We start from the raw sequence: 23,440 nt of genomic DNA, 5'->3' as shown, positions 1-23,440 counted from the left end.
AAGGGCGCTTCAGGCCCGTGCGAGGAACTCAAGTGCGTGGTCCACAACGGCGGCCGGCTGCTCCTCGGGGAGAAAGTGCGAGCAGCCTTGGACCACCTCCACCGTGAGTTCGTCAGCATGCTTCTCAAAGCCCGAAAGAAACTCGGGGCGCACCACCGGGTCATCGGCACCCACGAGGATCCGGGTGGGCGTCCTGAGCCGGCTGCCGCCGTAGGCGCCGGTGATGATGCGGACGAACTCGCGGGTGATGAAACCGCGGTACAGGGAGGAACCGGCCCGCGCGCGCCGCGGCTCACGCAGCGGGGCAAGGTAGAGCTCCAGGTCCCGCCCGGCCCAGGCCTCCTGGTTCGTCGCGAAGCGTCGGAACAGGTAGCGCGGCAGCCGCTGGCTGCCTTTGCCCAGGAACCGTGGACCCACAACGGGAGCGATGATCGCCAGCTGGTACCACGCGTGCGGCATTGTCGAAAGGAGCCGGCGGTTGAAGCGCATGTAGGGGTGAGGGACGGCAAGCGAGAGGAACCTCCGCACGCGCTCGGGATGGCGCAGGCAAAGCTGGAAGCCGACGAGGGCGCCCCAGTCATGGCCGATCAGGCGCACGCGGTCCAGCCCCAGGACGTCAAGCAGTCCCACGACGTCGGCGAGGAGCTGATCGCGGGTATAGCCGCCGGAAGGTGCATCGGTCCAGCCGGCTCCCCTCAGGTCGGGAACGATCACCCGGTAGTGTTCCGCGAGCGCCGGAATGACGGAGTGCCATTGCCACCAGTGCTGCGGAAATCCGTGGAGCAGCAGGACCGGCTCGCCGCTGCCTGCTTCGGCCACGTGCATGCGCAGCCCGGGCAGCTCAACAAAGGAGTGCCGGATGCCGTCCGGCTCCGGCAGGGGGACCTGCACGGGGGCAGTCTGACTCCTTCCCGCCAACCCGGCCGTTCCACCCGCCCTGATTCTGCGGATAATCCCACTCATCCCCTCACGCTACTGACTCCCTTGTGTCACGTCACGGCGTATTACGTTCGAAACAATTCCGGGGACGAGGCACGAGCCTGCGCGCCAAGTCTTCAGTAGTGTGAAGAAGACCAGTTCCTCCGAAAGAGGCGGAGCCGACGCCGCGCTGCGGTTTCGCCAACTGAAAGGGTTTCCTATGCACGAGGTCAAAGCCGTCGTCGTTCGAGCGAAGAACGAACCCGCCACCGTCGAGACCATCCTCGTCCCGGACCCGGGTCCGGGTGAGGCGCTCGTGGACGTCCTTACCTGCGGGGTTTGCCAGACGGACCACCACTACAAGGTCGGCGCCGTCGGCGACGACTTCCCCTACCTGCTCGGCCACGAAGCCACCGGCGTCGTCTCCGCGGTCGGCGAGGGCGTCACCGAGGTCGCCCCGGGTGACAAGGTGATCCTCAACTGGCGTGCCGTGTGCGGGCAGTGCCGGGCCTGCAGCAAGGGCCAGCCCTGGTACTGCTTCAACACCCACAACGCCACCCAGAAGATGACGCTGCTCGACGGCACCGAGCTCTCCCCCGCCCTCGGCATCGGCGCCTTCGCGGAGAAGACCCTCGTCGCAGCCGGGCAGTGCACCAAGATCGGCGCCGAGCTCGAGGACCACCAGTACGCGGCCGTCGGTCTGCTCGGCTGCGGCGTGATGGCCGGCATCGGCGCGGTTCTCAACACGGGCGCCGTGCAGCGCGGTGAGTCAGTGGCCGTCATCGGCTGCGGCGGCGTGGGAACCGCGGCGGTGGCCGGGGCACAGCTGGCCGGCGCCACAACGATCATCGCCGTCGACCTCGATGACGAGAAGCTCGCGACCGCCCGCTCCTTCGGCGCCACGCACACCGTCAACTCGAGGGCGCAGGATCCGGTCGAGGCAATCCGTGAGCTCACGGGAGGTTTCGGCGCCGACGTCGTCATCGACGCAGTCGGCATCGCCGCCACCTTCAAGCAGGCCTTTGAGGCGCGTGACCTCGCCGGGCGCCTGATCCTCGTCGGCGTCCCCGACCCCGGAACCACCTGGGACATCCCGCTCGACCAGGTCTTCGGCCGGGGCGGGGCGATCAAGTCCGCCTGGTACGGCGACACCCTCCCGTCCCGTGACCTGCCCATGCTCGTGGACCAGTACCTGCTGGGCCGTCTCGATCTCGACGGCTTCGTCTCGGAGCGGATCGGGATCGACGACGTCGAGCCCGCGTTCGAGAAGATGAAGGCCGGCAAGGTGCTGCGCTCCGTCGTTGAAATCACCAGCGTCCAGTCGGGGGCTAGCCGATGACCGCCGGTTCCGCCCCAGGCCGCACCGACGCGGCCGGCCGGGTCCGCGTCGAGCACCTCGTCACCTCCGGCACGTTTTCCCTCGACGGCGGCACCTGGGACGTTGACAACAACGTGTGGATCGTCGGCAGCGACGATGAGTGCGTGGTCATCGACCCCGCCCACGATGCGCAGGCTGTCGTGAAAGCCGTCGCCGGGCGCACCGTGCGGGCGATCCTGCTCACCCACGGCCATGACGACCACATCCGGGCCGTACGTGACGTCGCCGAACAGGTCGGCGCCCCGGTCCGCCTGCACCCGGCAGACACGATGTTGTGGGAGCAGGTCTACCCGGACACCCCCGTCGACTTACCGATTGCCGACGGCGGCGTCTTCACCGTGGGCGGGGTGGAGCTCACCGCGCTTCACACTCCCGGCCACTCCCCCGGCTCCGTCTGCTTCAGCGCCCCCGGCCTCGGCCCGGACGGTGTTGTGTTTTCCGGTGACACCCTTTTCCAGGGCGGGCCGGGCGCCACGGGACGGTCCTACAGCGACTTCGGCGCCATCGTCGAGTCGATCCGCACCCGCCTGCTCACCCTTCCGGAGGGAACGGAAGTGCTCACCGGCCACGGCGATCCCACGACCATCGGCGCGGAGGCCCCGCACCTGCAGGAGTGGATCGACCGGGGGCACTGAGTCCCGCCTGGGATTGGCCTTCCCGGACCGGGCGTGACTAAATGGAAGTGGGTGTCCGATCGGGCGCTCCCGGACGATGGGTGCCGTACCCGGTGTGCGACAAGACGGCCCATGGAGGTTGTCATGGCATGGATCATTCTCGTCCTTTCCGGGATCCTTGAGGCGGTTTGGGCGACGGCGCTGGGCAAGTCCGACGGCCTGACCCGGATGGGCCCGACCCTTGTCTTCATCCCCTCGATACTCGCCAGCATGGCCGGGCTCGCCTACGCGATGCGCACGCTGCCCGTCGGCACGTCCTACGCCGTCTGGGTCGGCATCGGAGCCTCGCTGACGGTCGTGTACGCCATGGTCACCGGCACCGAGCCGACGTCACTGTTGAAGGTCGTGTTCCTGGCGATGATCATTGGCGGCGTGATCGGGCTCAAGGTCATCCACTGATCGTCGGCGGACCGGCACCGCGGTGGCGGAGGCTCCGCGCCTGAAGCAGTGGATCAACCGCGTCCGCTGACTTAGGGTGCAGGCATGGAATACACCATCCGGCCGGCGACGCAGGACCGGTTCGAGGACGTCGCGACGATCCTTGGACCCAAGAACCCGGACTCGCCGGTGTGCTGGTGCCTCTCCTACCGGCTGCCGTCGAAGGAGAACCGCGCGCTGAGTGCACGCGGGCGCCGCGAGTTGGTGGAACAGCTCTGCGGCCGGCCGATCCCGCCCGGCATCCTCGCCTACGACGGCGACGTCGTCGTCGGCTGGTGCGGCGTCGCCCCGAGGGCGGAACTCCACTCCTTCACCCACGGCACCCGGATTCCACACGTCGACGACCTTCCGGTATGGACGGCCTGGTGCTTTAGGGTGCGCGGCGGCCACCGCGGCAAGGGGGTGGCGCGTGCGCTGCTTGAGGGAGCCATCCGGCACGCCCGCGAGCATGGCGCACCGGCGCTTGAGGGCTATCCCGTTGACAACAAGGGGCAGAAGGTCGACACCACGATGGCGTACGTCGGCACGCGCTCGCTGTTCGAGGAGGCCGGTTTCACCAAGGCCGCCGACACCGCATCTGTCTCCAACGGCATCCCGCGGGTACTGATGCGCCTGCCCCTGTAGCGGGCCCGCGGGGACGGTGCTCCGGGGGAAGCGCCCGGCCCCGCCCCATCCCTCCCGGCCCCGCCCCATCCCCGCGACTCTGCAGATGACCACCGACGTCGTCGCCCTAACCGTGGTGATCTGCTGACTCGGCCCACCGTGGCGGACCCTTTCACGCCGCCCGCGCCGCAGGATGGGCCGCACGGCGTCCATTGACCTTTGATTTGCGCAAATTTAAACTACGAGGACTGCCGGTGCTGGCCCATCGGCAGCCGCGCTCATCCCTCTGCCCGCACGACGGCGGCGCAGCCGGATATTTCTGCCGCACCCTCGACGGGACAACCCGAGGGCCGCGCACCAGGCCCGACTCGGCGGGCCACAACCTCAAGCCAGGTTCGAACTCGACGATGCCGCTGCACCTCGGACCTTCGCCGGGCCGGACCACCTGATGCATAGGAAGGGCCGTCATGACCGGACCTCACGGATACGCCTATGGCAGTGCAGACCTCGAAAAAAGTCCCGTTTCACTTGAGGAGCTCCGGAAGCTCGAAGAGACGGTTCTGTGGACCGACGCAGACCGGCAGGCCCTCCTGCGGGCCAAGCCGATCCTTGCTCCGCGCAGCGGCCGGATCCTCGATGTCTGGTACGGCTACGTCGGAGACCACCCCTTCCTCATCGACAGCTTCGCCGGCGCCGACGGCTCGCCGGATTCCGGCTACCTCTCAAACGTGCGGGCACGGTTCGAAGCCTGGATCAGCGACCTGTGCTCACGGGAGCATGACCAGGAGTGGCTGGATTACCAGCACGAGATCGCCCTCCGCCACACGACCGCCAAGAAAAACCTGACGGACGGCGTCGCTTCCCCCGCTTCCGAGATCAAGCTGCGCTACCTCGTCGGATTCATCCTGCCCCTCACCCTGACGATCCGCCCCTTCCTCGCCGAAGAGGTGTCCGACGCCGATGAGTTGGATGCGATGTATAACGCCTGGTTCAAGGGCGTCACCCTCACCGCGATCCTCTGGGCCGAACCCTACAGCTCGTCCTGGTAGGGCCCTCTCCAGACTGCCGGACCGGCCGCCGATTCCGGCCGCAGTAGGATCGCGGTATGCATCGAAGCCGTCTATCCACCTTGCTGATTGATGTTTCGTCGGACAATGCCGCAGCGTCAGCGGCCTTCTGGTCCGGCGCCCTGGGAGTGCCCGCCCACCCCGTTCCGGGCGAGGAGCAGTTCACCTCGCTGCCCCACGCGGTTCCGGGCCTCGTGACCGCCGTGCAGAGCGTCGATGACGGGCCGCGTTACCACCTCGATTTCGAAACCGACAATGTCGAGGCCGAGACGGCCCGGCTCGTCGGCCTCGGTGCTGTCGAGCGGTCCCGGTGGCTTGATTGCCGGACCCTTGAAGTCCCCGGTGGCCACCTGGTGTGCGTCATTCCCCTTCACAGCGACCCTGCCGAATTCGCGAGCACGGCCCGCGTCTGGAGCTGACGCGTCGGGCGGCGCCCGCCCGTGGCCAGGGCGCCATGGCACGCCTAGGATGGCCCCGGGCGGGTCCGCGTTTAGGTACCAAACTCACGTTGACCTCCTCTCCGGGCGCTTTCGATAATGGATTGACCGCGTTTCCCCGCGGACTCAACGGGAGCCCCGACGCGGCGACGTAATAGATCATGCACACTCCCCCAATGCCAAGCCACGATGCCACGACGGCGGCAGTCATCGCACTGCGCGCAGCAGTCTCCGGGGAGGTGATTGACGAATTCCATCCGGAGTACGACGACGCCCGGCGGGTCTGGAACGCAATGATCGACCGCCGTCCCGCCGCAATCCTGCGGGTAGCCGGCGAGGAGGACATACCCGCAGCTATCCGGTGCTCGATCGAACACCGGATGACGCTCGCGGTGCGCGGCGGCGGCCACAGCGTCGCCGGTAACGGGACGGTTGACGGCGGCATCGTGCTCGACCTCAGCGCCCTGTCAGCCGTCGCCGTCGACGCTGACCGGGGCCTGGTCCAGATCGGGGGCGGCGCAACGCTGGCACAGGTGGACGCGGCAACGGAGCCGCACGGGCTGGCAGTCCCCCTCGGCGTCGTCTCGGCAACGGGTGTTGGCGGGTTGTCCTTGGGCGGCGGGATGGGCTGGCTGACCCGGGCCTATGGGCTGAGCATCGACAACCTGGTCTCCGCCCGGGTCGTCACAGCCTCGGGAGAGGTTGTGGAAGCCAGCGAACGGCAGAACCCAGACCTGTTCTGGGGCCTGCGGGGCGGAGGGGGCAACTTCGGCGTCGTCTCATCCTTCACCTTCCGGGCTCACCGCCTGCCCCAGCCCCTCTATGCCGGCAACCTTGTCTACACCCGCCGGACCTGGGACACGGCGCTGGCCGCCTACGCAGCGTGGACCGAAACCGTTCCGGTTGAACTGAACAGCATCCTCACCTTCCTCACGCCTCCGCCGCACTGGGAGATGGGAAGTGACCCGCTCATGATCGTCGGATTCGTCTGGGCCGGCCACGAGAGGAAGGTGGGAGAGGCGCTCATCGGCAATCTCCGAGCTGCGGCGCCTCCGGAGATCGAGGACATCGGGGAAACCGCGTGGACCGGCTGGCAGTCGGCGGTGGACGAACTGTTCCCCAAGGGTGTTCGCGCGTACTGGCGGAACGCCGCACTCAAGCACCTTTCCGGGGATCTCCAGGAAATCCTGCTCCGCCGCGCGGCCGAACAGACCTGGCAGGGCACGGGCTTCGACGTCCACCACATGGGCGGGGCGGTGGCCCGGGTGCCGGTCGAGGCCACCCCTTTCCCGGACCGCAAGTCGCCCTACTGGCTGAACATCTACGGGTTTTGGACCGACGACGGCGACGACGAGCGGAACGTGCAGTTCGTCAAAGGGTTCTCCGAAGATGTTGCGCCCCATGCCGCACCCGGCCGGTACGTTAACTTCATGGGTGCTGAGGAACCCGGGGAGCTGGACAAACGCACGGGAACCCGCTCACCGGATGAAACCGCCGTCTACCGCGGCGCCCTCCTCGACCGCCTCGCCGCACTCAAGACCCAGGTCGATCCGCAGAACGTCTTCCGGGTCAACCACAACGTGGCGCCCCGCTGAGTCCGTTCGGGGCGCCTGACGTCACAAGTCCGGTCCGCTGACCGTCGGGAGCAGTACCGGCTTACCTCTGTTGTCCGTCGCCGGGACAGAAGACGGCATTGGCCCGCCGACCGCCAGGACCGCATTTTCGTAGTCCCCGCCGAAGGAAACCTTGGTGATGTCTTTCAGCTTGTATCGGTCGAGGAAATCGTCCCAGCGGCACTGCGGATCGATGGTGAACAGCCACATCCGCTTCTTGGTCCACTTCACCGGCACGCCGATCAGCAGCTGCCCCGGGTACTTTCCCTCCCGATACACGGAGATGACGCCGGAGGTGTCCACACCGCCGGCCATGATTGAGCGCAGATTTCCAATGGAAAACGACCCGTGGGGCCTCGCCGGTGGCCAGGCGTTGTGCTGTTCAACATAGCCGGTGAACGTTCCTTTGAGCTCCGCCCGCGCCAGCTGGTCGAATCGGAGGGCAACGAAGCCGTCGAGCAGAATGCCCTCCCGCAGGCACGCCAGGAGCATCCATTCGTCGCCGATCTCCAGGACCACTCCGGACTCGGTCTCGTGCCTTTCCAAGGAACGGCGCAGCTGAACGGGGAGGACCTGCTCCATCGACTGCTGCAGGACGGCCCGTATGCGCTTCGGTGACTGGGATTTTTTCGGCACATGCCATCTTTGCACTTCACAACGGCCGGGCATCCGAGGCGGAGGGCCCGGAGTTTCGCCTCGGCCCCGCCGGCAGGCCCTCCGGTCGGCGGGGCTCCCGGCGCGCCTGCGGGCGCTAGGGCAGGCGGGTGGGACGCCGGAGGGTTGCGACATGCGCCTGTTCCGGCTGCAGCGGCACGGATGTGACGAGCACCGCCGGCCCTCGGTGCAGGATGCCGTCGGTAAGCACCTGGCAGCGCAGGCCGCCCCGCCCGCGCATTGCTGCGTGCGCCCCCGGAGCCATCACCTTGTCCATCCAGATACAGGGATGGGCCGGCCGTCCTCCCCGCAGCCGCACGACGTCCCCCTGTGATTCAAGCGTGAACTCCTCGCCCACCAGCGGTGCGAGTTCGGCGCCCCGGATAACCACGTTGCGCCGCGGAAGGAGGGGATCAAAAGGGGCGACGCCCAAATCTGCGGCAATTGCTTCAAGGGCCTCCACCGCCATGAGCGTCACTGCGGCATCCATATGGGCCGCTTTTCCGAAAAACCTGTCACCGACGATCCCTTTGCCTGCGACCAACTCGACCTGGTCGGCATCTGTTGTGGGAACATCGGCTACTCCGTCGCGTGCACGGCCAAAGTAGGCGTGCGCCGGGGACACGAGCAGATGCAATATCTCGACGTCGTACCTGAACGTTGCCGTCATGGCACAAAATTATCCGTCATGGCGGCGCCCAACACACGCCGGGCCGCAGTAAGTCCGGCAGTGAGGCCCTTCAAGGGACCCGGGATGTTACTAAGCATCCTTCCTTTTTCGGGCGGTGCGGGCTTACACTTGTGCAACCGGTCGAGCAGTTGGCCCAGCCCCCTGACTGCGGAGTTGACCGTCATGAATTCTTCCCAGGCGCTGCGGCGCAACCACGTTCTTGACTCAGGCCTTAACGCTCTGGAGTTCTGGCCCGAACCTTCCGGGCGCGGAACGGACGTCCATGCCGCGCCGGCTTTCCCTCTCGACCTGAGCGCTGTGTCCACCCGCGATCTCACAACCCTGTGCAACCAGGCGTACCGGCTCATGGACAGCGACTTTCCGCCTCCGGATGCATGTGAGCGCTACGAGTCGCTTGCAGAGGAACTCGATCGGAGGGAGTCCGCGGCGCGGATGCCGGAACCGCGCTCCGAGGCCCCCCGCACAGTGTTCCGCGACAACGTCCTGTACTCCCGGTTCGAGTTGTACAACAACGGTCTGATGGCGGGGTATGTGAAGTATGAGCAGCGCAACGGTCAGGTGCGCATCATCCAGGTGGTCGTCGACCGGCGGTTCCGCCGGTGGGATCTGGAACCTGTCCTCATGAAATCGGTGCTGCTCAACGCACACCGGCGCCGGCTCGACATTTCCCCTTTCTGCGCCGAATCCCGGGAGTTCTTCATCCAACATCCCCAATTCGTGGCCCTCCTGATGCCCCACGAGCGCAGGCGCTTCAAGCCGGCCGCCGCGGGGTCCGAGGCGGAAGCCCCTGCCCCGTCGAAGAGCCCTGTCTGACCCCTCCTGCCTGAGGGAGGCCGGGACTGGGCACGCAGCCTCCCTGTTGCCGCGTGATCTCCACGCAATCTCGGCCCGAACGGCCTTTTTCAAAGGAGCAATGCATGGATCCAGCACTGTTGGCGGTCCGTGAAGAGGTCTTCAACCGCAACCCCGGCGAAGCCGAATTCCATCAGGCGGTTGTAGAGGTCTTTGACTCCCTCCAGCCCGTCCTGAAGAAGCATCCCGAGTTCGTCGAAGCCTCGATCCTGGAACGGATTTGTGAACCCGAACGCCAGATCATTTTCCGTGTCCCATGGGTTGATGACAGCGGAAGCGTCCGGATCAACAGGGGGTTCCGGGTGGAGTTCAATTCCGCACTGGGCCCGTTCAAAGGAGGTCTGAGGTTCCATCCGTCGGTGTACCTGGGAATCGTGAAGTTCCTCGGTTTCGAGCAGATCTTCAAGAACGCCCTCACCGGGATGCCGATCGGCGGCGGCAAGGGAGGGTCCGACTTCGATCCGCGGGGCTGCAGCGACGCGGAAGTCATGCGCTTCTGCCAGTCCTTCATGACGGAGCTGTACCGGCATATCGGGGAGTACACGGACGTTCCCGCCGGTGACATTGGCGTCGGCAGCAGGGAAATCGGCTTTCTTTTTGGCCAGTATAAGAGGATCACCAACCGCTACGAGTCCGGGGTCCTGACCGGGAAGGGTATCGGCTGGGGAGGATCCCTGGTGCGCCCGGAAGCCACAGGGTACGGGTGCGTCATCTTCGCCCGCGAAATGCTCAAGACGCGCGGCCTGGGGTTCGACGGACAGCGGGTCGCCGTATCAGGGGCGGGAAATGTCGCCCTCCACGCGATTGCCCAGGCGCAGGCCTACGGCGCCCATGTAATTTCCTGCTCCGATTCCTCCGGGTACGTCATTGACGAAAAGGGGATCGACCTCCCACTGCTCCGGGAAATCAAGGAAGTGGAACGCGGGCGGGTCAGCGAGTACGCCGCCCGGCGCGGGACCAGCGCATACTTCGTGGAAAGCGGTTCCGGCTCGGTCTGGGACATCCCCGCAACCGTCGCCCTACCCTGCGCCACCCAGAACGAGCTCGATGGGAAGGACGCCCGTAGCCTCATCGCCTCGGGGCTCCTGGCCGTCGCCGAGGGCGCGAACATGCCCTGCACTCCGGAGGCGATCGACCTGTTCCAGGAAACGCGCGTGCTCTTCGGGCCAGGCAAGGCGGCCAACGCCGGCGGGGTCGCAACGTCGGCACTGGAAATGCAGCAAAACGCTTCCCGGGATTCCTGGTCCTTCGACCATACTGAACGACGCCTCGAGGAGATCATGGTCGGGATCCATGACAGCTGCGCCGAAACCGCGCGGGAGTATGGAATGGAGGGCAATTACGTGGCCGGTGCGAACATCACCGGCTTCGTGAAGGTCGCGAACGCCATGCTTGCCCTTGGCGTTATCTAGGGCCCGCCCAGGTCTCAGCCATCGGTACCGCACCCGCGTGGTGCAAGAGCGCTGAAGCCGCGGGGCGGGTTTGGCGGGGTCCTGGCGCCGTGGCAGGCTCTACCGCATGGAAAGACGTGCAGCCGACAAGACACCCCGCACCGCGGACCTGGCTTCCAGCCGACCCGGCACGGCCCGGCTCGCGCTCCGGCCGCCCGTGGAATCCGACCAGGCGGAACTGCACGGGATGTACGCGGATCCTCAGGTGTGGGGCCCTGATCCGCTCAGCCGGCACACCACTCCGGCGCAGACGGGGCGGATGATCGAGCGCTGGCGGGCCGGGTGGGAACGTAACGGTCTGGGAATGTGGGTGGCGCACAGCACGGTGCCCGCCACGAAAGGTCAGCTCGTTGGCATCGGCGGCTGCAGCCTCCGCCACGGTGCTGCCTGGAACCTGGGGTTCCGCCTGTCTCCGCCCTTCTGGGGGCAGGGCTACGCGCAGGAAATTATCGGCGCCGCCGTCTCCGCCGCCCACCGGACCCGGCCGGACCTGCCGCTGACCGCATACCTCCTCGAGGGCAACGACCGGTCACAGAGGACGGTTGAGCGGGTCGGGCTTCGGTTCATCTGGCGAGGCCCCGACGCGGGCAACCCCGACCCCCGGGCGGTCCGGCTGTTGTATTCGAATCAAGACCTGGCGCCGGCGCTGATCGCTTTACTCACGGAGGACTGACCCCCGGCCGGTGCCCACGGGATTGCCGGCACCGCACCGCGGCCGGCTCACGGCCGGCTTGGATGCGCCGCGAGCAGTGCCAGTATCTGGTCCGCGACGCCGGCGGGGTCCCACAACATGTTCAGGTGCGATCCCGGCAGCGTGACGGCAGGCCACCCGCGGCGGCCCGCTTCGGTCCGTTCCGCTGCGTAGGTGTCACCGAAGGCAAGGTAGGCGCCGGGATGGAGGTCCCACCCCTCCTGTACGGGAACCGTCCCCTCGAGGTAGGAAAGCGGAATGGGCCGCTGTTCCCTTTCCACGCTCCGGCGCGCGGCCTCGTCGGGGAACAGGCCCGCGACGTCGGCTTCGTCCCACCATCGCGTCCAGGGAGGAAGCAGGCCGTCGGTGCCGGCCAGGTCCCGCATTGATTCAAGCAGTGCTCGCGGCGCAACAGGCATTTCACCGCCGGCCGGTGGAAGCACGGCGTCGACGAAGATGAACCCACGGACCTGGGCGCGGGCTGTCAATGCCGGCACATACAACCCGGCGTTGCTGTGCGGTACCAGAACGCTGTCCCCGTCCCCTGGCACCGCTTCAAGGAAGGTGGACAGCACCTCCCGCGCGGTCCTCGGCGCTGCCGTTGGCAGCTCCGGGATGGTCACTCTGTGTCCCCGGTCGGCGAGGACCCCCGCCACGGGCCGCCACACGGCAGGACCAAGGAAAGGACTTGGCAGCAGAACAAAGCTGGGGCGCATCGGCCAACGCTAACACCGAACTCCGCCCCATTCCGGGGACCGGAATGGGTTGGTGGCAGCCACGAATTCCTCGACGGCAGGCCCGGAAACAGGGCACCATTTCAGTCGGCGGAGCGTTTCCTCTGTGTCGGACGCAGGGGGACGCCCGACCTGGAAAACAGCCGTCCGATCCAGGTCCCGTGAACCGTTTCGTGCAGCCTTGCTGCCTACGATATGCAAAGCAGGAAAATGCAACAGTTATCCCCCAAATCCGGCCACTTCCGTCGGATAGGCTCCCTCGTTCTCGGGTGGGTGCTGGTTCTCATCGGCGTGGCAGCACTCGTGCTTCCCGGCCCCGGGCTTCTTGCCCTCGTTGCCGGATTGACCGTCCTGAGCACCCAATATGCTTGGGCCAAGCGCTGGCTCCGGCCTGTCAAGCGCAAAGCATTCGCTGCCGCGGCCGAAGGCGTGCGCACCAAGGGCCGGATCAGCCTCAGCTGCCTTGGCGGCCTCCTCCTGATCGCGGCCGGGGTTGCGTGGGGCATGCAGCCTCCGGTTCCGGGAATGTGGCCCCTCGCCGACCGGTGGTGGCTGCCCGGCGGGTGGAGCGTCGGGTCGAGCCTGATCCTCTCCGGCATCCTCGCACTCGGCTTCATTGTCTACAGCATCCGACGGTTCCGCCCGCGCACGTCCGGAGCGCCCGGCACATAACCGCTTGTGCCCGGATTCATCACGCCGGCCCGTAACGCGCGCCAGCGTTCCGGTTGCCTCCCTATGCTCCGGGGCGGCTCTGGAGGACCATAAGTTCATCGCACGTGGCGAGGAGACCGGATCCGGCGTGCATTGAAGCAGCGGCCAGCAAAGGAGCAGGTGGGTTTCATGACCACGATCGACAGCGCGGTGTACTTGGACGGAATTCGAACCGACAACCCAGACAGTCTCGACGAGACCTTCGACATGATGCACGAGCGGCGGGGCATGGCCTGGATAGGCCTGTTCCGCCCTGCGCCTGAGGAAGTCGATGCGGTCGCCGCCGAGTTCGGTCTTCACGCACTCGCCGTCGAGGACGCCCTGACAGGGCATCAGCGCGCCAAGCTCGAGCAGTACGGCGACACCCTGTTTGTGGTGCTGCGGCCGGCCCGGTACCTCGACGACGTTGAGAAGGTGGAGTTCGGGGAACTCCACGTGTTTGCCGGAAGGGACTTCATCGTTACGGTCCGCCACACCGAGGCGCTCAACCTTGCCCCGGTCCGTCATCGGCTCGAGGCCGAGCCCGAGCTTCTGGCAATGGGACCGCCGATCGTGCTTTACGCGATCCTCGATGAGGTGGTGGACCAGTACCAGCCCGTGGTGGCGGGGCTGCAGAACGACATCGACGAGATCGAGGACCAGCTCTTCAACGCCGGAGCCGACGTTTCCCGGCGCATCTATGACCTCTCCCGGGAGATTGTCCTGTTCCAGCGGGCCACCCAGCCGCTCGGCTCAATGCTCGAGGCCCTGCAGCGTGAATCAGACATGAACGGCATGGACGTCGAGGTCAAGCGCAGGCTCCGGGACGTCCACGACCACGTGCTGCGCATCATCGACCAGGTCAACGCATTCCGGGTGCTGCTGCAGAACGCCCTCACCGTTCATGCAACCTTCGTTGCCCAGCGTCAGAACGACGAGATGCGCCTGCTTTCCGAATCCGGCCTGGTGCAGAACGAGGAGGTCAAGAAGATCTCCTCATGGGCGGCGATCCTGTTCGCCCCCACCCTCGTCGGCACCATCTACGGCATGAACTTCGAGAACATCCCCGAACTGTCCTGGCAGCTTGGCTACCCGTTCGCGCTCGCGCTGATGGTGGCGATGGGGGTGGGCCTTTACCTCATGTTCCGCCACCGCGGCTGGCTGTAGCAGTGCGGACGCCTAACCTGTGGGAAGGCGGCCCCCGGTGGTTTTCCGCGCTGCCCGCCGCGCCGCCGCGGCCGGCAGGATCTCCCGGGCGAGCACCACGAGGATGAGCACGGCCGCCTGGGCGATCAGCTGCATGGCGTCCTGCCAGCCCATCGACCGGAACAGCTGTCCGAGCTGGGTCAGGAACAGTGCCGCGATGGCGGTCGAGGCAACGCTCGCAAGGCCGCCGGTCAAGGCGGTGCCGCCGAGCACCACCGCGGCCACCGACGGCAGCAGGTAGGAGTCGCCAAGGAACAGGGCAGGCGTCTTGGTGTAGCCGGCGAGCAGCACGCCGCCGGCGCCGTAGCAAAGCCCCGCGAAGCCGTAGGCGACGATGGTGTACACGTTCACCCGGATGCCAAGCACGGCGGCGGCCCTTGCACTGACTCCGACGGCGGTGAGCCGCCGTCCCACGATCAGGCGCTGCGTCACAAGCGCGGCGATGCCCACGATGCCCACCGCGATGAGCACCGTATTCGGTATACCGAGGGTGCGGTCAAGGGCGAACCGGTTCAGTGCATCCGGAGCGCCGGAGGGAGTTCCGTCGGCGAGGAAGAACACGGTGCCGAGCAGGACGGCGTTCATGCCGAGGGTCACCACAAGAGGCATGACCCCAAAGACCGTCACCAGCACGCCGTTGACCAGCCCGACGAGTCCCGGCCCCACCAGGCCCGCGACGACTGCTGCCCACAGCGGCCAGCCGTGGCTCTGCGGCAACCCCGTTGAGAGCACGGCGGCCAGCGCGATCATGCCGGGCACGGAAAGGTCCAGGCCCCGCTGCTGGACGACGAGCGTCTGGCCGGCGGCGATGATGGCGAGCACCGAGGCGAAGGGCAGCATGCTCAGCAGCGGCGCCGCCCCCAGGCTGCCCGGCGCGATCACCGGGCTCAGCGCGAACAGCAGGACGGTGGCCACGGCGATGCCCACCCAGCTGCCCGAAAGCATCCTGCGCCATACCGGTTCGGCGCCGTCATCCGCCGGGGAGGCGGCGGGCCGGGTCAGCAGGTCCTTGGTGGTGGTCATGACGCCTTCCTTGAACGACGGGTTCCGCGGGAGCGGCGGAACTGGGCGTAGAGAACAGCAGCGGAGAGGGTGATGAGGCCTGGAAGCCAGTAGGACCACGCCTGGGAGAGCCCCAGGAACGGCGAGACGTTGAGCACCTGCTGCACGAGGAACGCGGCGGCGATGATGCCGATGAACGACCCGCGGCCGCCGAAGATGCTCGCCCCGGCCAGCACGACCACGGTGACCGATGCCAGCGTGTAGGACAGCGATGGCCTTCCGTCGCCGATGCCGATCTGGGCCATCATGATGAGTGCCGCCGGCAGAACCAGCAGGGAGCACAGCACGTAGGAAAGGAACTGGGTTCGCTTGACCCGGATCCCCAGCCGGCCGGCGGCGTCGATCCGCGAGCCGACGGCGCGGAGCTCGACGCCCCAGCGGGTGCGGCGCAGTGCGACCTCAAGCACGACCAGGGCGGCGACGGCGAGGATCGTCGCAACCGGCACAATCCCGATGCGGGCCTGGATCTGCTCAGCGACGCCACCGAAAATGATCCCGCCGGGGGTGCTGCGCAGCGCCAGGTAGATGCCCTGAAGTGCCATGTACATGGCGAGGGTCACTACGACCGGGTTGATGTTGAACCGGGTGACGAGGAGCCCGTTCACGATGCCCGTACCGAGCGCGCCTGCGGCCATGAGGGCGAGCCCGAGGTAGAGGTTGCCGCCGTCGACAATCCAGAAGGAGGCGAGGACCACGAGGAACCCCATGAGCGGTCCCACCGACAGGTCGAAGCCCGAGCCGAGGACCACCACCTGCTGCGCTGCCCCGACGAAGAGCAGCGGGGCAGCCATCAGGAGCAGGTTGTTGAGGTTGAACGCCCCGAAATACGACGGGTTCGTTGCCGCCACGACCACCCCGAGGAGGAGGAACAGTCCGGCCAGGACAGCGGCCGGCGAGGAGTCGCCGCGGAGCCAGCGCCGCAGTTTCACCCCGCGCGCGGCCTTGTCGGCATCGGTGCGTTCCCGCACCGTGGTGGAGGTCAGGGCGGCCCGTGCGATCGCGGCCTCAGTGACGTCGTCACCGGCAAGCTCCGAAACGACCTTGCCGCGGGAGAGGATGAGCACCCTGTCGCAGAGCCCTTCGAGTTCCACCCCGTCGGAGGAGAGGATGACCACGGCCGCGCCGTCGTCCGCGGCGCCCCGGAGGATGCCGTAGATGTCGACCCGCGCGCCCGCATCGACACCCTGGGTGGGTTCTTCGGCGAGGAGGACGGCCGGTTCGGCAAGCAGGGTCCGCGCCAGGACCACCTTTTGCTGGTTTCCGCCGGACAGCGAGGAGATGGGGGTCCTCGGAGAGGGGGTCTTCACCGCCAGCCGGCGGATCTGCTCCCGGGCCACGTCAACGATCCGCCGCTCGCTGACCGCTCCCGCCCGGGAGACCCGCGGAAGGGTTTTCGCCGAGATGTTCTCCCCCACCGACAACGGCAGGAAGACACCTTCGCCGTGGCGGTCGGCGGGAACGTAGACCACGCCGGCCCGCGCTGCGGCGGCGTTGCTGCCGGGTTGAACCTTCCGGCCGGCCACGGCGATGCCGCCGGAGGCCGGTTCGAGGCCGGCAAGGGCGCGGATGAGCTGCGTCTGCCCGTTGCCCTGCACCCCGGCCAGCCCGACGATCTCCCCGGCCTTCACGCTGAAGCTGATGTCGTGGAAGTCCTCGCCCTCAAGGGTGGTGACGGTCAGCCGGTCGTCGGCGCCGATGGTTCCGGCCTGGGATCCCTTGGCCGGGAAGACGGCGTCGAGCGTGCGCCCGATGACCAGCTCGACGATCTGCTGCTCGTCGACGTCTCCGGCGTCGAAGGTGCCCCGGACCCGCCCGTCGCGGAGGACGGTGATGCGGTCGGCGATCTGCTTCACTTCGGGAATCCGGTGCGAGATGTAGACGACGGCGGTCGATCCGGCCACCAGGGCGCGGACGGTGCGGAAGAGCTTCTGGACCTCTTCGAGGCTGAGGTGCTCGGTTGGCTCATCGAGGATGAGCACCTTCGGCTCAAGTGCCAGTGCCTTAGCGATTTCCACGATGAAGCGCTGCTCGACGGAAAGGTCGGCGACCCGGGTGCGGGCGTCGATGCCCATCTCCCACTTGTCGAGCTCCTTCTGCGACCAGGCGGCCGCCCTGCGCAGGCCCCCCACCCGCCGGTACCCCACGCCGACCGCCATGTTCTCGGCAACCGTGAGGTCCGGAAGCAGCGCAGGGTCCTGGCGGACGATGCCGAGCCCGAGCTCCCGCGCCTCCCCGGGCGAGGAGTTGCCAAGTTCCGTTCCGCCGATGTGCACGGTGCCGGAATTGGGCGCGAGGGCTCCGGAGGCGACGGCCATCAGGGTGGACTTGCCCGCGCCGTTCTCACCGACGAGTGCGTGCACCTCACCGGCGAGCACCTCGAGGGTCACATCGGTGAGGGCCTTGACGCCCGGGAAGGTCTTGACGATGCCGTCAAGCTTCAGGACGGCGGGGCCGAACGCGCGCGCGCCGTCGGCCCCGGGAAGGGTTGAGACGTCGTAGAGGTCGGGGTTTGTCACCGCGGCAACTCCTTACTGGTCCGGTGGTGAAGGGCTGAAAAGGCGGTACGCGGTCATTGGGCGAGGTACCCGCCGTCGATGACCAGTTCCGATCCGGTGACGAAGCTCGACTCGTCGGAGGCGAGGAAGAGGATACCGTTGGCGATCTCGCTTGGCTGTCCTGCGCGTCCCATCGGGGTCATGGAGACGACATAGTCGTTCACCTCGGGGGCCTGCGCGTCGGTCAGCGGCGTCACGATGAAGCCGGGGTGCACGGAGTTCACCCGCACGTTCTCCTTGGCGTAGGTGATCGCCGCGCTCTTGGACATGTTCCGTACAGCGCCCTTGGTGGCGTGGTAGGCGTGGGCGCCGGAGACCGCGACGCTGCCCCAGATGGATGACACATTGATGATCGAACCGCCGCCCTGGGCAACCATGTGGGGGATGACGTCGCGCATGCCAAGCCAGGTGCCCGTCTGGTTGACTGCGATGACCTCGTTCCAGTTGGAGACGGTGAGCTCGTGCAGGGTGTCGTAGGCGATGATTCCGGCGTTGTTGACGAGGACGTCGACACGGCCGTGCTTGGCGACAACGTCGGAGACGACCCGCCGCCAGTGCTCCTCCTTGGAAACCTCGAGCTGGTGGTATTCGATTCCGGCGTCGAACGTAGGATCCGCTGCCGCACGCCCTGTCGCAATGACCGTTGCGCCTTCCCTGGCGAACGTCTCGGCGATTGCGCGGCCGATCCCGCGGCAGGCTCCTGTGACGATGGTGACTTTGCCTTCGAGGCGATTCATGTGGTGCTCCGGTTCTGGAAGTGGGGAGGAAGGGTTGACGTTCCGGGCCGGCGTCCGCCGGCCCGGAACCGGGTGGTTACTGGAAGAGCTTCTTGAGCGAGTCGACGGTCAGCCCCGAGGAAAGGATGGCGTCCGGGGGCAGTTCCTTTTCGCACTTGGGCTGGAGGTCGGGGTTGGTCGAGTCCTCGATGATTTCGAGGTTGTAGATGGAGGGCTCGTCGTTGGGAAGGCCGTTGGCCGCGGCGAGGCCCTTGTGCAGGGCGGCCGAGACGATCCAGTTCCGGGAGGATTCGGTGGCGATCTGGTAGTTGGGCTCGGTGTCCTTGTGCTCGTACCACAGGCAGGCGAACTCGTTGGAGTCGTTGGCAGACCAGGCCGGAAGCGGCTTGCCGGCCGCCTGGAAGGCGCGGATACCGCCGACCGAGCCTCCACCGTAGTCAGCAACGATGCCGTCGATGTCGCCGTACTTGGTAATCAGCCCGGCGACGACCTGCTGGGTTTTCCCGGGTTCCCAGTCGGTGGCGACCGGGCCATCCTCATTGAGCAGCTTGATGTCGGGGTTGGCGGCGGCCACCTCCTTCACGCCGTCGAAGACGCCCTGCGAGTACGAGTTGCCGGCGATCCCGCCGAGCATCACCAGGTTGCCGGAGCCGCCCATCGTCTCGATGGTCCACTCCGCGAGGTTCTTGCCGTAGGTTTTGACATCCTCGGCGACGAAATCGACGTAGTCCGTTCCGGGAGTGCCGCCGGGAGAGCCGACGTAGGGGACGACCTTCACCCCGGCGGCTGTGGCCTTCTTGATCGTGGGAAGCAGGGCCTCGCCGCCGTCGACGAAGGTGACAATGACGTCGACGTCCTGGGCGACGAGCGAGTTGATGTCGGAGATCGCCTTCTGCGTATCGCCCTGGGCATCTGTGTAGAGCACCTCGGTGATGTTGGGGCACTTCGCGGCCTCCTCTTCGAAGATCGCACGGGTGATCTTGCGCCAGGAGTTGCCGCCGAACCCGTCGGCGAGCGCGACCTTGAGGTCTTTCTCACCGCAGAATTCGCTGATCTCCTGGAGGTCGCCCTGTACGCCGGTGGCCCCGACGGTGATCTCCCCGGACCCCGAATCCGAGTCCGCCCCGGCTGCCGCGTCGCCGTCGCTCGACAACGCACCGGTCGAGCAACTGGCCAGGGGAAGAGCGGCGAGCAGTGCCGCGGCCGCCATCGCTGTTTTCGTTCGGAACATGGGATCTTCCTTCTGATGAGTGGTGTTGGGGCCGGCCGGACGGACCGGGACCCCAGCTGGTGGACTGTGGTGACGGTCCGCCGGGGTGCCGGATGCTCACCGTCGTCCTTGACGGGTCCTGCCGATTTCCGCGTGGTGCTGGTTGTGGAACAAGACGTTCGGGCCGTGTGCCTGGCTTGTCTACGAGTCTTGGGCACCCGGCCCCGGGGCGAACGCCTCACCCTGAGACACCGGTGCATCATTTTGCGACAACGCCTCCACCGGCGGATCCGCGCGGCCATCCTTGAACAATCCCCAACCCTGAGGAGCCTTGAATGCCTGAAAACCAGCCGACCGACCTGCTCGGCGAAATGTATGCCCAGTGGAGCACCGAGTTTTCGGCGAACCCCGGGATGTCCCTCCAGATGACCCGCTGGATCTTCGAGGACTGGCAGCGGGCCACGACCGAACCCGAAGACGTCACCTACCGCACCACGGTGCTCGGCGGCGTGCGCGGCATCCTCGTCACCCCGCTCGACGCCGATCCCCGCCAGGTGCTCCTGGTGCTCCACGGCGGCGGGTTCGCGCTCGGATCGGCATCGAGCCACCGCAAGCTCGCCGGCCACCTCGCGAAGGCGTGCGGCACCAGCGCCTTCGTCGTCGACTTCCGGCTCGCACCCGAGCACCCCTATCCCGCCCAGATCGACGACGCCCAGTCCGTGTACCGGGCGCTGATCGCCGACGGCATCAAGGCCTCGGACATCACGCCGGTGGGCGACAGCGCCGGAGCGAGCATCGCCATTGCCCTGGTGCTCCGGCTGCTCCAGGGCGGCGAGCCGCACCCGGAGCGGGTCATCACGATGTCCCCCTGGCTCGATATGGAGAACTCGGGGGAAACGATCGAGACGAACAACGACACCGATTTCCTCATTACGCGCGAGGGGCTGCAGGGCAACATCGACCGCTACCTCTCGGGCGGGGCGAGCCCCACCGACCCGCTGGTCAACCCGCTGTACGCCGACTTCACCGGCTTCCCGCCCCTCTACATCGGCGTCTCCGACACCGAGTCGCTGTACGCCGACGCCGAACGCCTTCACAAGCTCGCCGACCACGCGGGAGTGGACGTGACCCTCTCCGTGGGTGCCAAGATGCAGCACGTGTTCCCCCTGCAGGCGGGCAACCTGCGCCAAGCCGACGCCGAAATAGAGAACATGGCCGCCTGGTACCGCTCCGGCCGGACCGCCGGCTAACCACCCCACCTTTCGAAAGGAACCCTCCCATGACCGACATTTCCCAAACCGCACCCCGCCCGGCAGCGACGCCGGGAGCGGATTACGACGCCATCGTCATCGGGGCCGGCTTCTCGGGCCTGGCCGTCCTGCACCACCTGCGCGAGATCGGGCTCAACACGCTCGTCGTCGACGGCGCGGACGGAATCGGCGGCACCTGGTGGAGCAACCGGTACCCCGGCGTCCGCACGGACAGCGAATACAGCTATTACTCCTTCTCCTTCTCCAAGGAGGTCCGCGAGGAATGGACCTGGACCGAGCGGTACCCCTCGGGCGCCGAGGTGCTGAAGTACCTCAACTTCGTGGCCGACCGGCTGGATCTGCGCAAGGACATCCAACTCAACCGCCGCGTCGATTCGACCGTGTACGACGAGGCCGCGAACCTGTGGACCGTGAATTTCTCCGACGGCACGAAGCTGACCACGAAGTACCTTGTGAGCGGCATGGGCGTGCTGTCGCAGGCGATCTACCCCGACATCCCCGGCATCGAGGGTTTCAAGGGCGAGAAGTTCCATACCGCGCACTGGCCCAGGGAGGGCGCCTCGCTGACCGGCAAGCGGGTGGGCCTGATCGGCCTTGGCGCCTCGGGCATCCAGATCGTGCCGACCATCGCGCCCGAGGTCGGGGAGTTCTTCGTCTTCCAGCGCACCCCGAACTTCATCGTGGAGACGACGAACGACTCGGTCACTCCCGAGGAAATGCAGCAGGTGCGCGAAAACTACGACGCGATCTATGAGAAGGCCGCACAGCACCCGTTCGGCGTCGCAATGGAGCCGGCCGAACACAGCGCCCTTGAGGTCTCCCCCGAGGAGCGGCAGCGGATCTTCGAGAGCAAATGGAACGAGGGCGGCTTCCACTTCGCGAATGAGTGCTTCAACGACCTCGCGACAAACCACGAGTCGAGCGAACTGGCCTCGGAGTTCATCCGCGGCAAGATCCGCGAGATCGTCACCGACCCGGCCACAGCGGACCTGCTGAGCCCGCACGACTACTCGTTCAACGGCAAGCGCGTGCCCACCGGCCACAACTACTACGCCACGTTCAACCGGGACAACGTGCACCTGATCGACACGAAGACCACTCCGATCACCGAGATCACCGAAAAGGGGGTCCGCGTCGGCGGCACCGAGTACGAACTCGACGTCCTCATTTTCGCCACCGGCTTCGATGCGATGACCGGCACACTGACGAACATCGACATCGTGGGCCGCAACGGGGTCACCCTGCGGGACAAGTGGGCGGCCGAGGGGCTGCGCTCGAACCTCGGCATCAACGCCCACGGCTTCCCCAACTTCTTCATGTCACTTGGTCCGCAGACCCCCTACTCGAACCTTCCCGTACCGATCCAGCTCGGCGCCCAGTGGCTGCAGCGGGCCATCCGGTGGGCGGAGGAGAACGGCGTCGAGCGGTTCGAGGCGACCCCGGCGTCGGAGCAGTGGTGGGCCGAGGAGGTCGAACGCGCAGGCAAGTCCACGGTGATGTACTCGGAAGGCAAGAAGGCGAAGGCCTGGTTCCTCGGCGAGAACGTCCCCGGAAAGCCGGAGACCTTCCTCGTTTACATGGGAGGGGGACAGGTGTACCAGGAGTTCTGCCGCAAGGCCGAGGAGAACGGCTACCGCGACTTCCTTGCCTCCGCCGACGCCTCGAAGGAGCCGGCGACAGCATGACCGGCCGGCTCGAGGGCAAGGTCGCCTTCATCACGGGCGCAGCCTCCGGAATGGGCCGGGCCACGGCCGAGCTCTTCGCGCAGGAGGGCGCGGCCGTGGCCGTCACCGACCTTGACGGTCCGGCCGGCGCCGAAACCGTTGAGGGAATCACCGCCGCCGGGGGCCGGGCCCGCTTCTGGCCGGTGAATGTCGCCGCCGAGGAGAGCGTTGCGGCGGGCGTGGCGGCGGCGGTTGCGGAGTTCGGCACCATCGACATCCTCGTCAACTGTGCCGGAATCATCGGCGTGGACAAGCCCACCCACGAGGTCTCGGAGGCGGAGTGGGACGCGCTGTTCGCCGTCGACGTGAAGGGAGTGTTCTTCGCGACCAAGCATGTGGTTCCGCACATGATCACCGGCGGCGGAGGATCGATCGTGAACTTCTCCTCCATCTACGGGTTGATCGGCAACGACGAGTTCACCCCGTACCACGTGGCAAAGGGCGCGGTGACGATGCAGACCCGCCAGGACGCGGCGACGTACGGCCGGTACAACATCCGGGTCAACTCGGTGCACCCGAGCACCGTGCTGACTCCCCTCGTCGAGGGGATCGCCGCGGCCTACGACGGCGGCCTGCCCGCCTACGAAAGGATGATGACCGCCCGCCAGTCGCTCAAGCGGCTCGGACGGCCCTCGGACGTCGCCTACGGCGTGCTGTACCTGGCCTCGGACGAGGCCGGGTGGGTGACCGGGGTGAACCTGCCCCTCGACGGAGGCTACACCGCACGGTGACCAGCCCCCAAGGCCATGTACCAGCATCCCGGCACCGGTCGGAGAACAAAGGA

The 23,440-nt window shown here is 67.0% G+C and carries 23 protein-coding genes and 1 riboswitch; of the genes, 15 read left to right on the top strand and 8 right to left on the bottom strand.

All coding sequences use genetic code 11. From position 1 onward, the window contains the following. Positions 1-9 precede the first annotated feature (9 nt). The gene (locus tag AC4D14_RS07140) at positions 10-891 is read right to left on the bottom strand and encodes an alpha/beta fold hydrolase (RefSeq protein ID WP_490901052.1); all 882 of its coding nucleotides are present in this window, start codon (positions 889-891) and stop codon (positions 10-12) included. Between the two features lie 247 nt (positions 892-1,138). Between AC4D14_RS07140 and AC4D14_RS07135 the strand changes: the two genes are divergently transcribed. From AC4D14_RS07135 to AC4D14_RS07105, 7 genes are all read left to right on the top strand, one after another. Further along, entirely contained in the window at positions 1,139-2,257 is a 1,119-nt protein-coding gene (locus tag AC4D14_RS07135) for an S-(hydroxymethyl)mycothiol dehydrogenase (RefSeq protein WP_490901051.1), read from the top strand. After that, a complete protein-coding gene (locus AC4D14_RS07130) occupies positions 2,254-2,931 on the top strand; it encodes an MBL fold metallo-hydrolase (RefSeq protein WP_490901050.1) in 678 nt (225 codons plus the stop codon). Before AC4D14_RS07135 ends, AC4D14_RS07130 begins: the two co-directional genes overlap by 4 nt. A 46-nt stretch (positions 2,932-2,977) precedes the next feature. Further along, positions 2,978-3,045: riboswitch (guanidine-III (ykkC-III) riboswitch) on the top strand. A 9-nt stretch (positions 3,046-3,054) separates the two neighbouring features. Then, a complete protein-coding gene (locus AC4D14_RS07125; RefSeq protein ID WP_490901049.1) occupies positions 3,055-3,369 on the top strand; it encodes a DMT family transporter in 315 nt (104 codons plus the stop codon). 84 nt (positions 3,370-3,453) lie between these two features. Beyond that, positions 3,454-4,032 (top strand): GNAT family N-acetyltransferase, encoded by a 579-nt coding sequence (locus AC4D14_RS07120; RefSeq protein WP_490901047.1) that lies wholly within the window; start codon positions 3,454-3,456, stop codon positions 4,030-4,032. A gap of 446 nt (positions 4,033-4,478) precedes the next feature. Beyond that, positions 4,479-5,060: a protoglobin domain-containing protein gene (locus AC4D14_RS07115; RefSeq protein WP_490901046.1), complete on the top strand. Its 582-nt coding sequence runs from the start codon at positions 4,479-4,481 to the stop codon at positions 5,058-5,060. Positions 5,061-5,116: 56 nt separating this feature from the next. Further along, complete coding sequence (locus AC4D14_RS07110; RefSeq protein ID WP_490901045.1) at positions 5,117-5,497, top strand: VOC family protein; 381 nt, start codon at positions 5,117-5,119, stop codon at positions 5,495-5,497. A 194-nt stretch (positions 5,498-5,691) separates the two neighbouring features. Next, positions 5,692-7,110 (top strand): FAD-binding oxidoreductase, encoded by a 1,419-nt coding sequence (locus AC4D14_RS07105; RefSeq protein WP_490901044.1) that lies wholly within the window; start codon positions 5,692-5,694, stop codon positions 7,108-7,110. 21 nt (positions 7,111-7,131) lie between these two features. Here the strand turns inward: AC4D14_RS07105 and AC4D14_RS07100 are convergent, their stop codons facing one another. Next, on the bottom strand, positions 7,132-7,764 hold the full coding sequence (locus tag AC4D14_RS07100) for a hypothetical protein (protein ID WP_490901043.1): 633 nt from the start codon (positions 7,762-7,764) through the stop codon (positions 7,132-7,134). A gap of 115 nt (positions 7,765-7,879) precedes the next feature. After that, the gene (locus AC4D14_RS07095; protein WP_490901042.1) at positions 7,880-8,452 is read right to left on the bottom strand and encodes an MOSC domain-containing protein; all 573 of its coding nucleotides are present in this window, start codon (positions 8,450-8,452) and stop codon (positions 7,880-7,882) included. A gap of 183 nt (positions 8,453-8,635) precedes the next feature. On the opposite strand from AC4D14_RS07095, the gene AC4D14_RS07090 reads away from it, so the two are divergent. The 3 genes from AC4D14_RS07090 (at position 8,636) to AC4D14_RS07080 (ending at position 11,449) form a co-directional block, all read left to right on the top strand. Further along, the gene (locus AC4D14_RS07090; protein WP_490901041.1) at positions 8,636-9,286 is read left to right on the top strand and encodes a GNAT family N-acetyltransferase; all 651 of its coding nucleotides are present in this window, start codon (positions 8,636-8,638) and stop codon (positions 9,284-9,286) included. Between the two features lie 104 nt (positions 9,287-9,390). Beyond that, positions 9,391-10,737, top strand: a complete 1,347-nt coding sequence (gene gdhA / locus AC4D14_RS07085) for an NADP-specific glutamate dehydrogenase (protein WP_490901040.1) — start codon at positions 9,391-9,393, stop codon at positions 10,735-10,737. A 106-nt stretch (positions 10,738-10,843) separates the two neighbouring features. After that, entirely contained in the window at positions 10,844-11,449 is a 606-nt protein-coding gene (locus AC4D14_RS07080) for a GNAT family N-acetyltransferase (protein WP_490901038.1), read from the top strand. Between the two features lie 47 nt (positions 11,450-11,496). Here AC4D14_RS07080 and AC4D14_RS07075 read toward each other — a convergent pair whose 3' ends face one another. Further along, positions 11,497-12,090: a hypothetical protein gene (locus tag AC4D14_RS07075; RefSeq protein WP_490901036.1), complete on the bottom strand. Its 594-nt coding sequence runs from the start codon at positions 12,088-12,090 to the stop codon at positions 11,497-11,499. A gap of 321 nt (positions 12,091-12,411) precedes the next feature. Here AC4D14_RS07075 and AC4D14_RS07070 point away from each other — a divergent pair, with 321 nt between their 5' ends. Together AC4D14_RS07070 and AC4D14_RS07065 are read left to right on the top strand one after the other, a co-directional pair. Beyond that, positions 12,412-12,873: a PGPGW domain-containing protein gene (locus tag AC4D14_RS07070; protein WP_490901035.1), complete on the top strand. Its 462-nt coding sequence runs from the start codon at positions 12,412-12,414 to the stop codon at positions 12,871-12,873. A 168-nt stretch (positions 12,874-13,041) separates the two neighbouring features. Continuing rightward, positions 13,042-14,058 (top strand): magnesium and cobalt transport protein CorA, encoded by a 1,017-nt coding sequence (locus AC4D14_RS07065; protein WP_490901034.1) that lies wholly within the window; start codon positions 13,042-13,044, stop codon positions 14,056-14,058. Between the two features lie 12 nt (positions 14,059-14,070). On the opposite strand, the gene AC4D14_RS07060 is transcribed toward AC4D14_RS07065, so the two are convergent. The 4 genes from AC4D14_RS07060 to AC4D14_RS07045 form a co-directional block, all read right to left on the bottom strand. Beyond that, complete coding sequence (locus AC4D14_RS07060) at positions 14,071-15,120, bottom strand: ABC transporter permease (protein ID WP_490901033.1); 1,050 nt, start codon at positions 15,118-15,120, stop codon at positions 14,071-14,073. Further along, positions 15,117-17,675 carry an ATP-binding cassette domain-containing protein gene (locus tag AC4D14_RS07055; RefSeq protein ID WP_490901032.1) on the bottom strand — a complete coding sequence of 853 codons (2,559 nt, stop codon included), beginning with the start codon at positions 17,673-17,675 and terminating at the stop codon, positions 15,117-15,119. Before AC4D14_RS07055 ends, AC4D14_RS07060 begins: the two co-directional genes overlap by 4 nt. 53 nt (positions 17,676-17,728) lie before the next feature. Beyond that, positions 17,729-18,451 (bottom strand): SDR family NAD(P)-dependent oxidoreductase, encoded by a 723-nt coding sequence (locus tag AC4D14_RS07050; RefSeq protein ID WP_490901031.1) that lies wholly within the window; start codon positions 18,449-18,451, stop codon positions 17,729-17,731. A gap of 76 nt (positions 18,452-18,527) precedes the next feature. Continuing rightward, entirely contained in the window at positions 18,528-19,682 is a 1,155-nt protein-coding gene (locus AC4D14_RS07045) for a substrate-binding domain-containing protein (protein WP_490901029.1), read from the bottom strand. 314 nt (positions 19,683-19,996) lie between these two features. On the opposite strand from AC4D14_RS07045, the gene AC4D14_RS07040 reads away from it, so the two are divergent. Genes AC4D14_RS07040 through AC4D14_RS07030 form a run of 3 tightly spaced genes read left to right on the top strand, consistent with a single transcriptional unit; the run spans position 19,997 to position 23,387 of the window. Next, positions 19,997-20,911, top strand: coding sequence for an alpha/beta hydrolase (locus AC4D14_RS07040; protein WP_490901027.1), 915 nt, complete (start codon positions 19,997-19,999; stop codon positions 20,909-20,911). Between the two features lie 29 nt (positions 20,912-20,940). Then, on the top strand, positions 20,941-22,617 hold the full coding sequence (locus AC4D14_RS07035) for a flavin-containing monooxygenase (RefSeq protein WP_490901025.1): 1,677 nt from the start codon (positions 20,941-20,943) through the stop codon (positions 22,615-22,617). Then, positions 22,614-23,387, top strand: coding sequence for an SDR family NAD(P)-dependent oxidoreductase (locus tag AC4D14_RS07030; RefSeq protein ID WP_490901023.1), 774 nt, complete (start codon positions 22,614-22,616; stop codon positions 23,385-23,387). Before AC4D14_RS07035 ends, AC4D14_RS07030 begins: the two co-directional genes overlap by 4 nt. Positions 23,388-23,440: the final 53 nt, after the last annotated feature.

Source organism: Arthrobacter sp. TJ-254 (assembly GCF_058269175.1).
The sequence above is the reverse complement of the archived record's forward strand: the minus strand, read 5'-3'. Positions and strand labels throughout refer to the sequence as shown.

Excerpts from the sequence above, each read along its gene's own strand:
- AC4D14_RS07065 (WP_490901034.1), top strand. The coding sequence starts at position 13,042 with ATGACCACGATCGACAGCGCGGTGTACTTGGACGGAATTCGAACCGAC.
- AC4D14_RS07105 (WP_490901044.1), top strand. The coding sequence starts at position 5,692 with ATGCCAAGCCACGATGCCACGACGGCGGCAGTCATCGCACTGCGCGCA.
- AC4D14_RS07070 (WP_490901035.1), top strand. The coding sequence starts at position 12,412 with ATGCAACAGTTATCCCCCAAATCCGGCCACTTCCGTCGGATAGGCTCC.
- AC4D14_RS07080 (WP_490901038.1), top strand. The coding sequence starts at position 10,844 with ATGGAAAGACGTGCAGCCGACAAGACACCCCGCACCGCGGACCTGGCT.
- AC4D14_RS07060 (WP_490901033.1), bottom strand. The coding sequence starts at position 15,120 with ATGACCACCACCAAGGACCTGCTGACCCGGCCCGCCGCCTCCCCGGCG.
- AC4D14_RS07090 (WP_490901041.1), top strand. The coding sequence starts at position 8,636 with ATGAATTCTTCCCAGGCGCTGCGGCGCAACCACGTTCTTGACTCAGGC.
- AC4D14_RS07035 (WP_490901025.1), top strand. The coding sequence starts at position 20,941 with ATGACCGACATTTCCCAAACCGCACCCCGCCCGGCAGCGACGCCGGGA.
- AC4D14_RS07125 (WP_490901049.1), top strand. The coding sequence starts at position 3,055 with ATGGCATGGATCATTCTCGTCCTTTCCGGGATCCTTGAGGCGGTTTGG.
- AC4D14_RS07045 (WP_490901029.1), bottom strand. The coding sequence starts at position 19,682 with ATGTTCCGAACGAAAACAGCGATGGCGGCCGCGGCACTGCTCGCCGCT.
- gdhA (WP_490901040.1), top strand. The coding sequence starts at position 9,391 with ATGGATCCAGCACTGTTGGCGGTCCGTGAAGAGGTCTTCAACCGCAAC.
- AC4D14_RS07030 (WP_490901023.1), top strand. The coding sequence starts at position 22,614 with ATGACCGGCCGGCTCGAGGGCAAGGTCGCCTTCATCACGGGCGCAGCC.
- AC4D14_RS07050 (WP_490901031.1), bottom strand. The coding sequence starts at position 18,451 with ATGAATCGCCTCGAAGGCAAAGTCACCATCGTCACAGGAGCCTGCCGC.
- AC4D14_RS07115 (WP_490901046.1), top strand. The coding sequence starts at position 4,479 with ATGACCGGACCTCACGGATACGCCTATGGCAGTGCAGACCTCGAAAAA.
- AC4D14_RS07130 (WP_490901050.1), top strand. The coding sequence starts at position 2,254 with ATGACCGCCGGTTCCGCCCCAGGCCGCACCGACGCGGCCGGCCGGGTC.
- AC4D14_RS07040 (WP_490901027.1), top strand. The coding sequence starts at position 19,997 with ATGCCTGAAAACCAGCCGACCGACCTGCTCGGCGAAATGTATGCCCAG.
- AC4D14_RS07110 (WP_490901045.1), top strand. The coding sequence starts at position 5,117 with ATGCATCGAAGCCGTCTATCCACCTTGCTGATTGATGTTTCGTCGGAC.
- AC4D14_RS07095 (WP_490901042.1), bottom strand. The coding sequence starts at position 8,452 with ATGACGGCAACGTTCAGGTACGACGTCGAGATATTGCATCTGCTCGTG.
- AC4D14_RS07135 (WP_490901051.1), top strand. The coding sequence starts at position 1,139 with ATGCACGAGGTCAAAGCCGTCGTCGTTCGAGCGAAGAACGAACCCGCC.
- AC4D14_RS07120 (WP_490901047.1), top strand. The coding sequence starts at position 3,454 with ATGGAATACACCATCCGGCCGGCGACGCAGGACCGGTTCGAGGACGTC.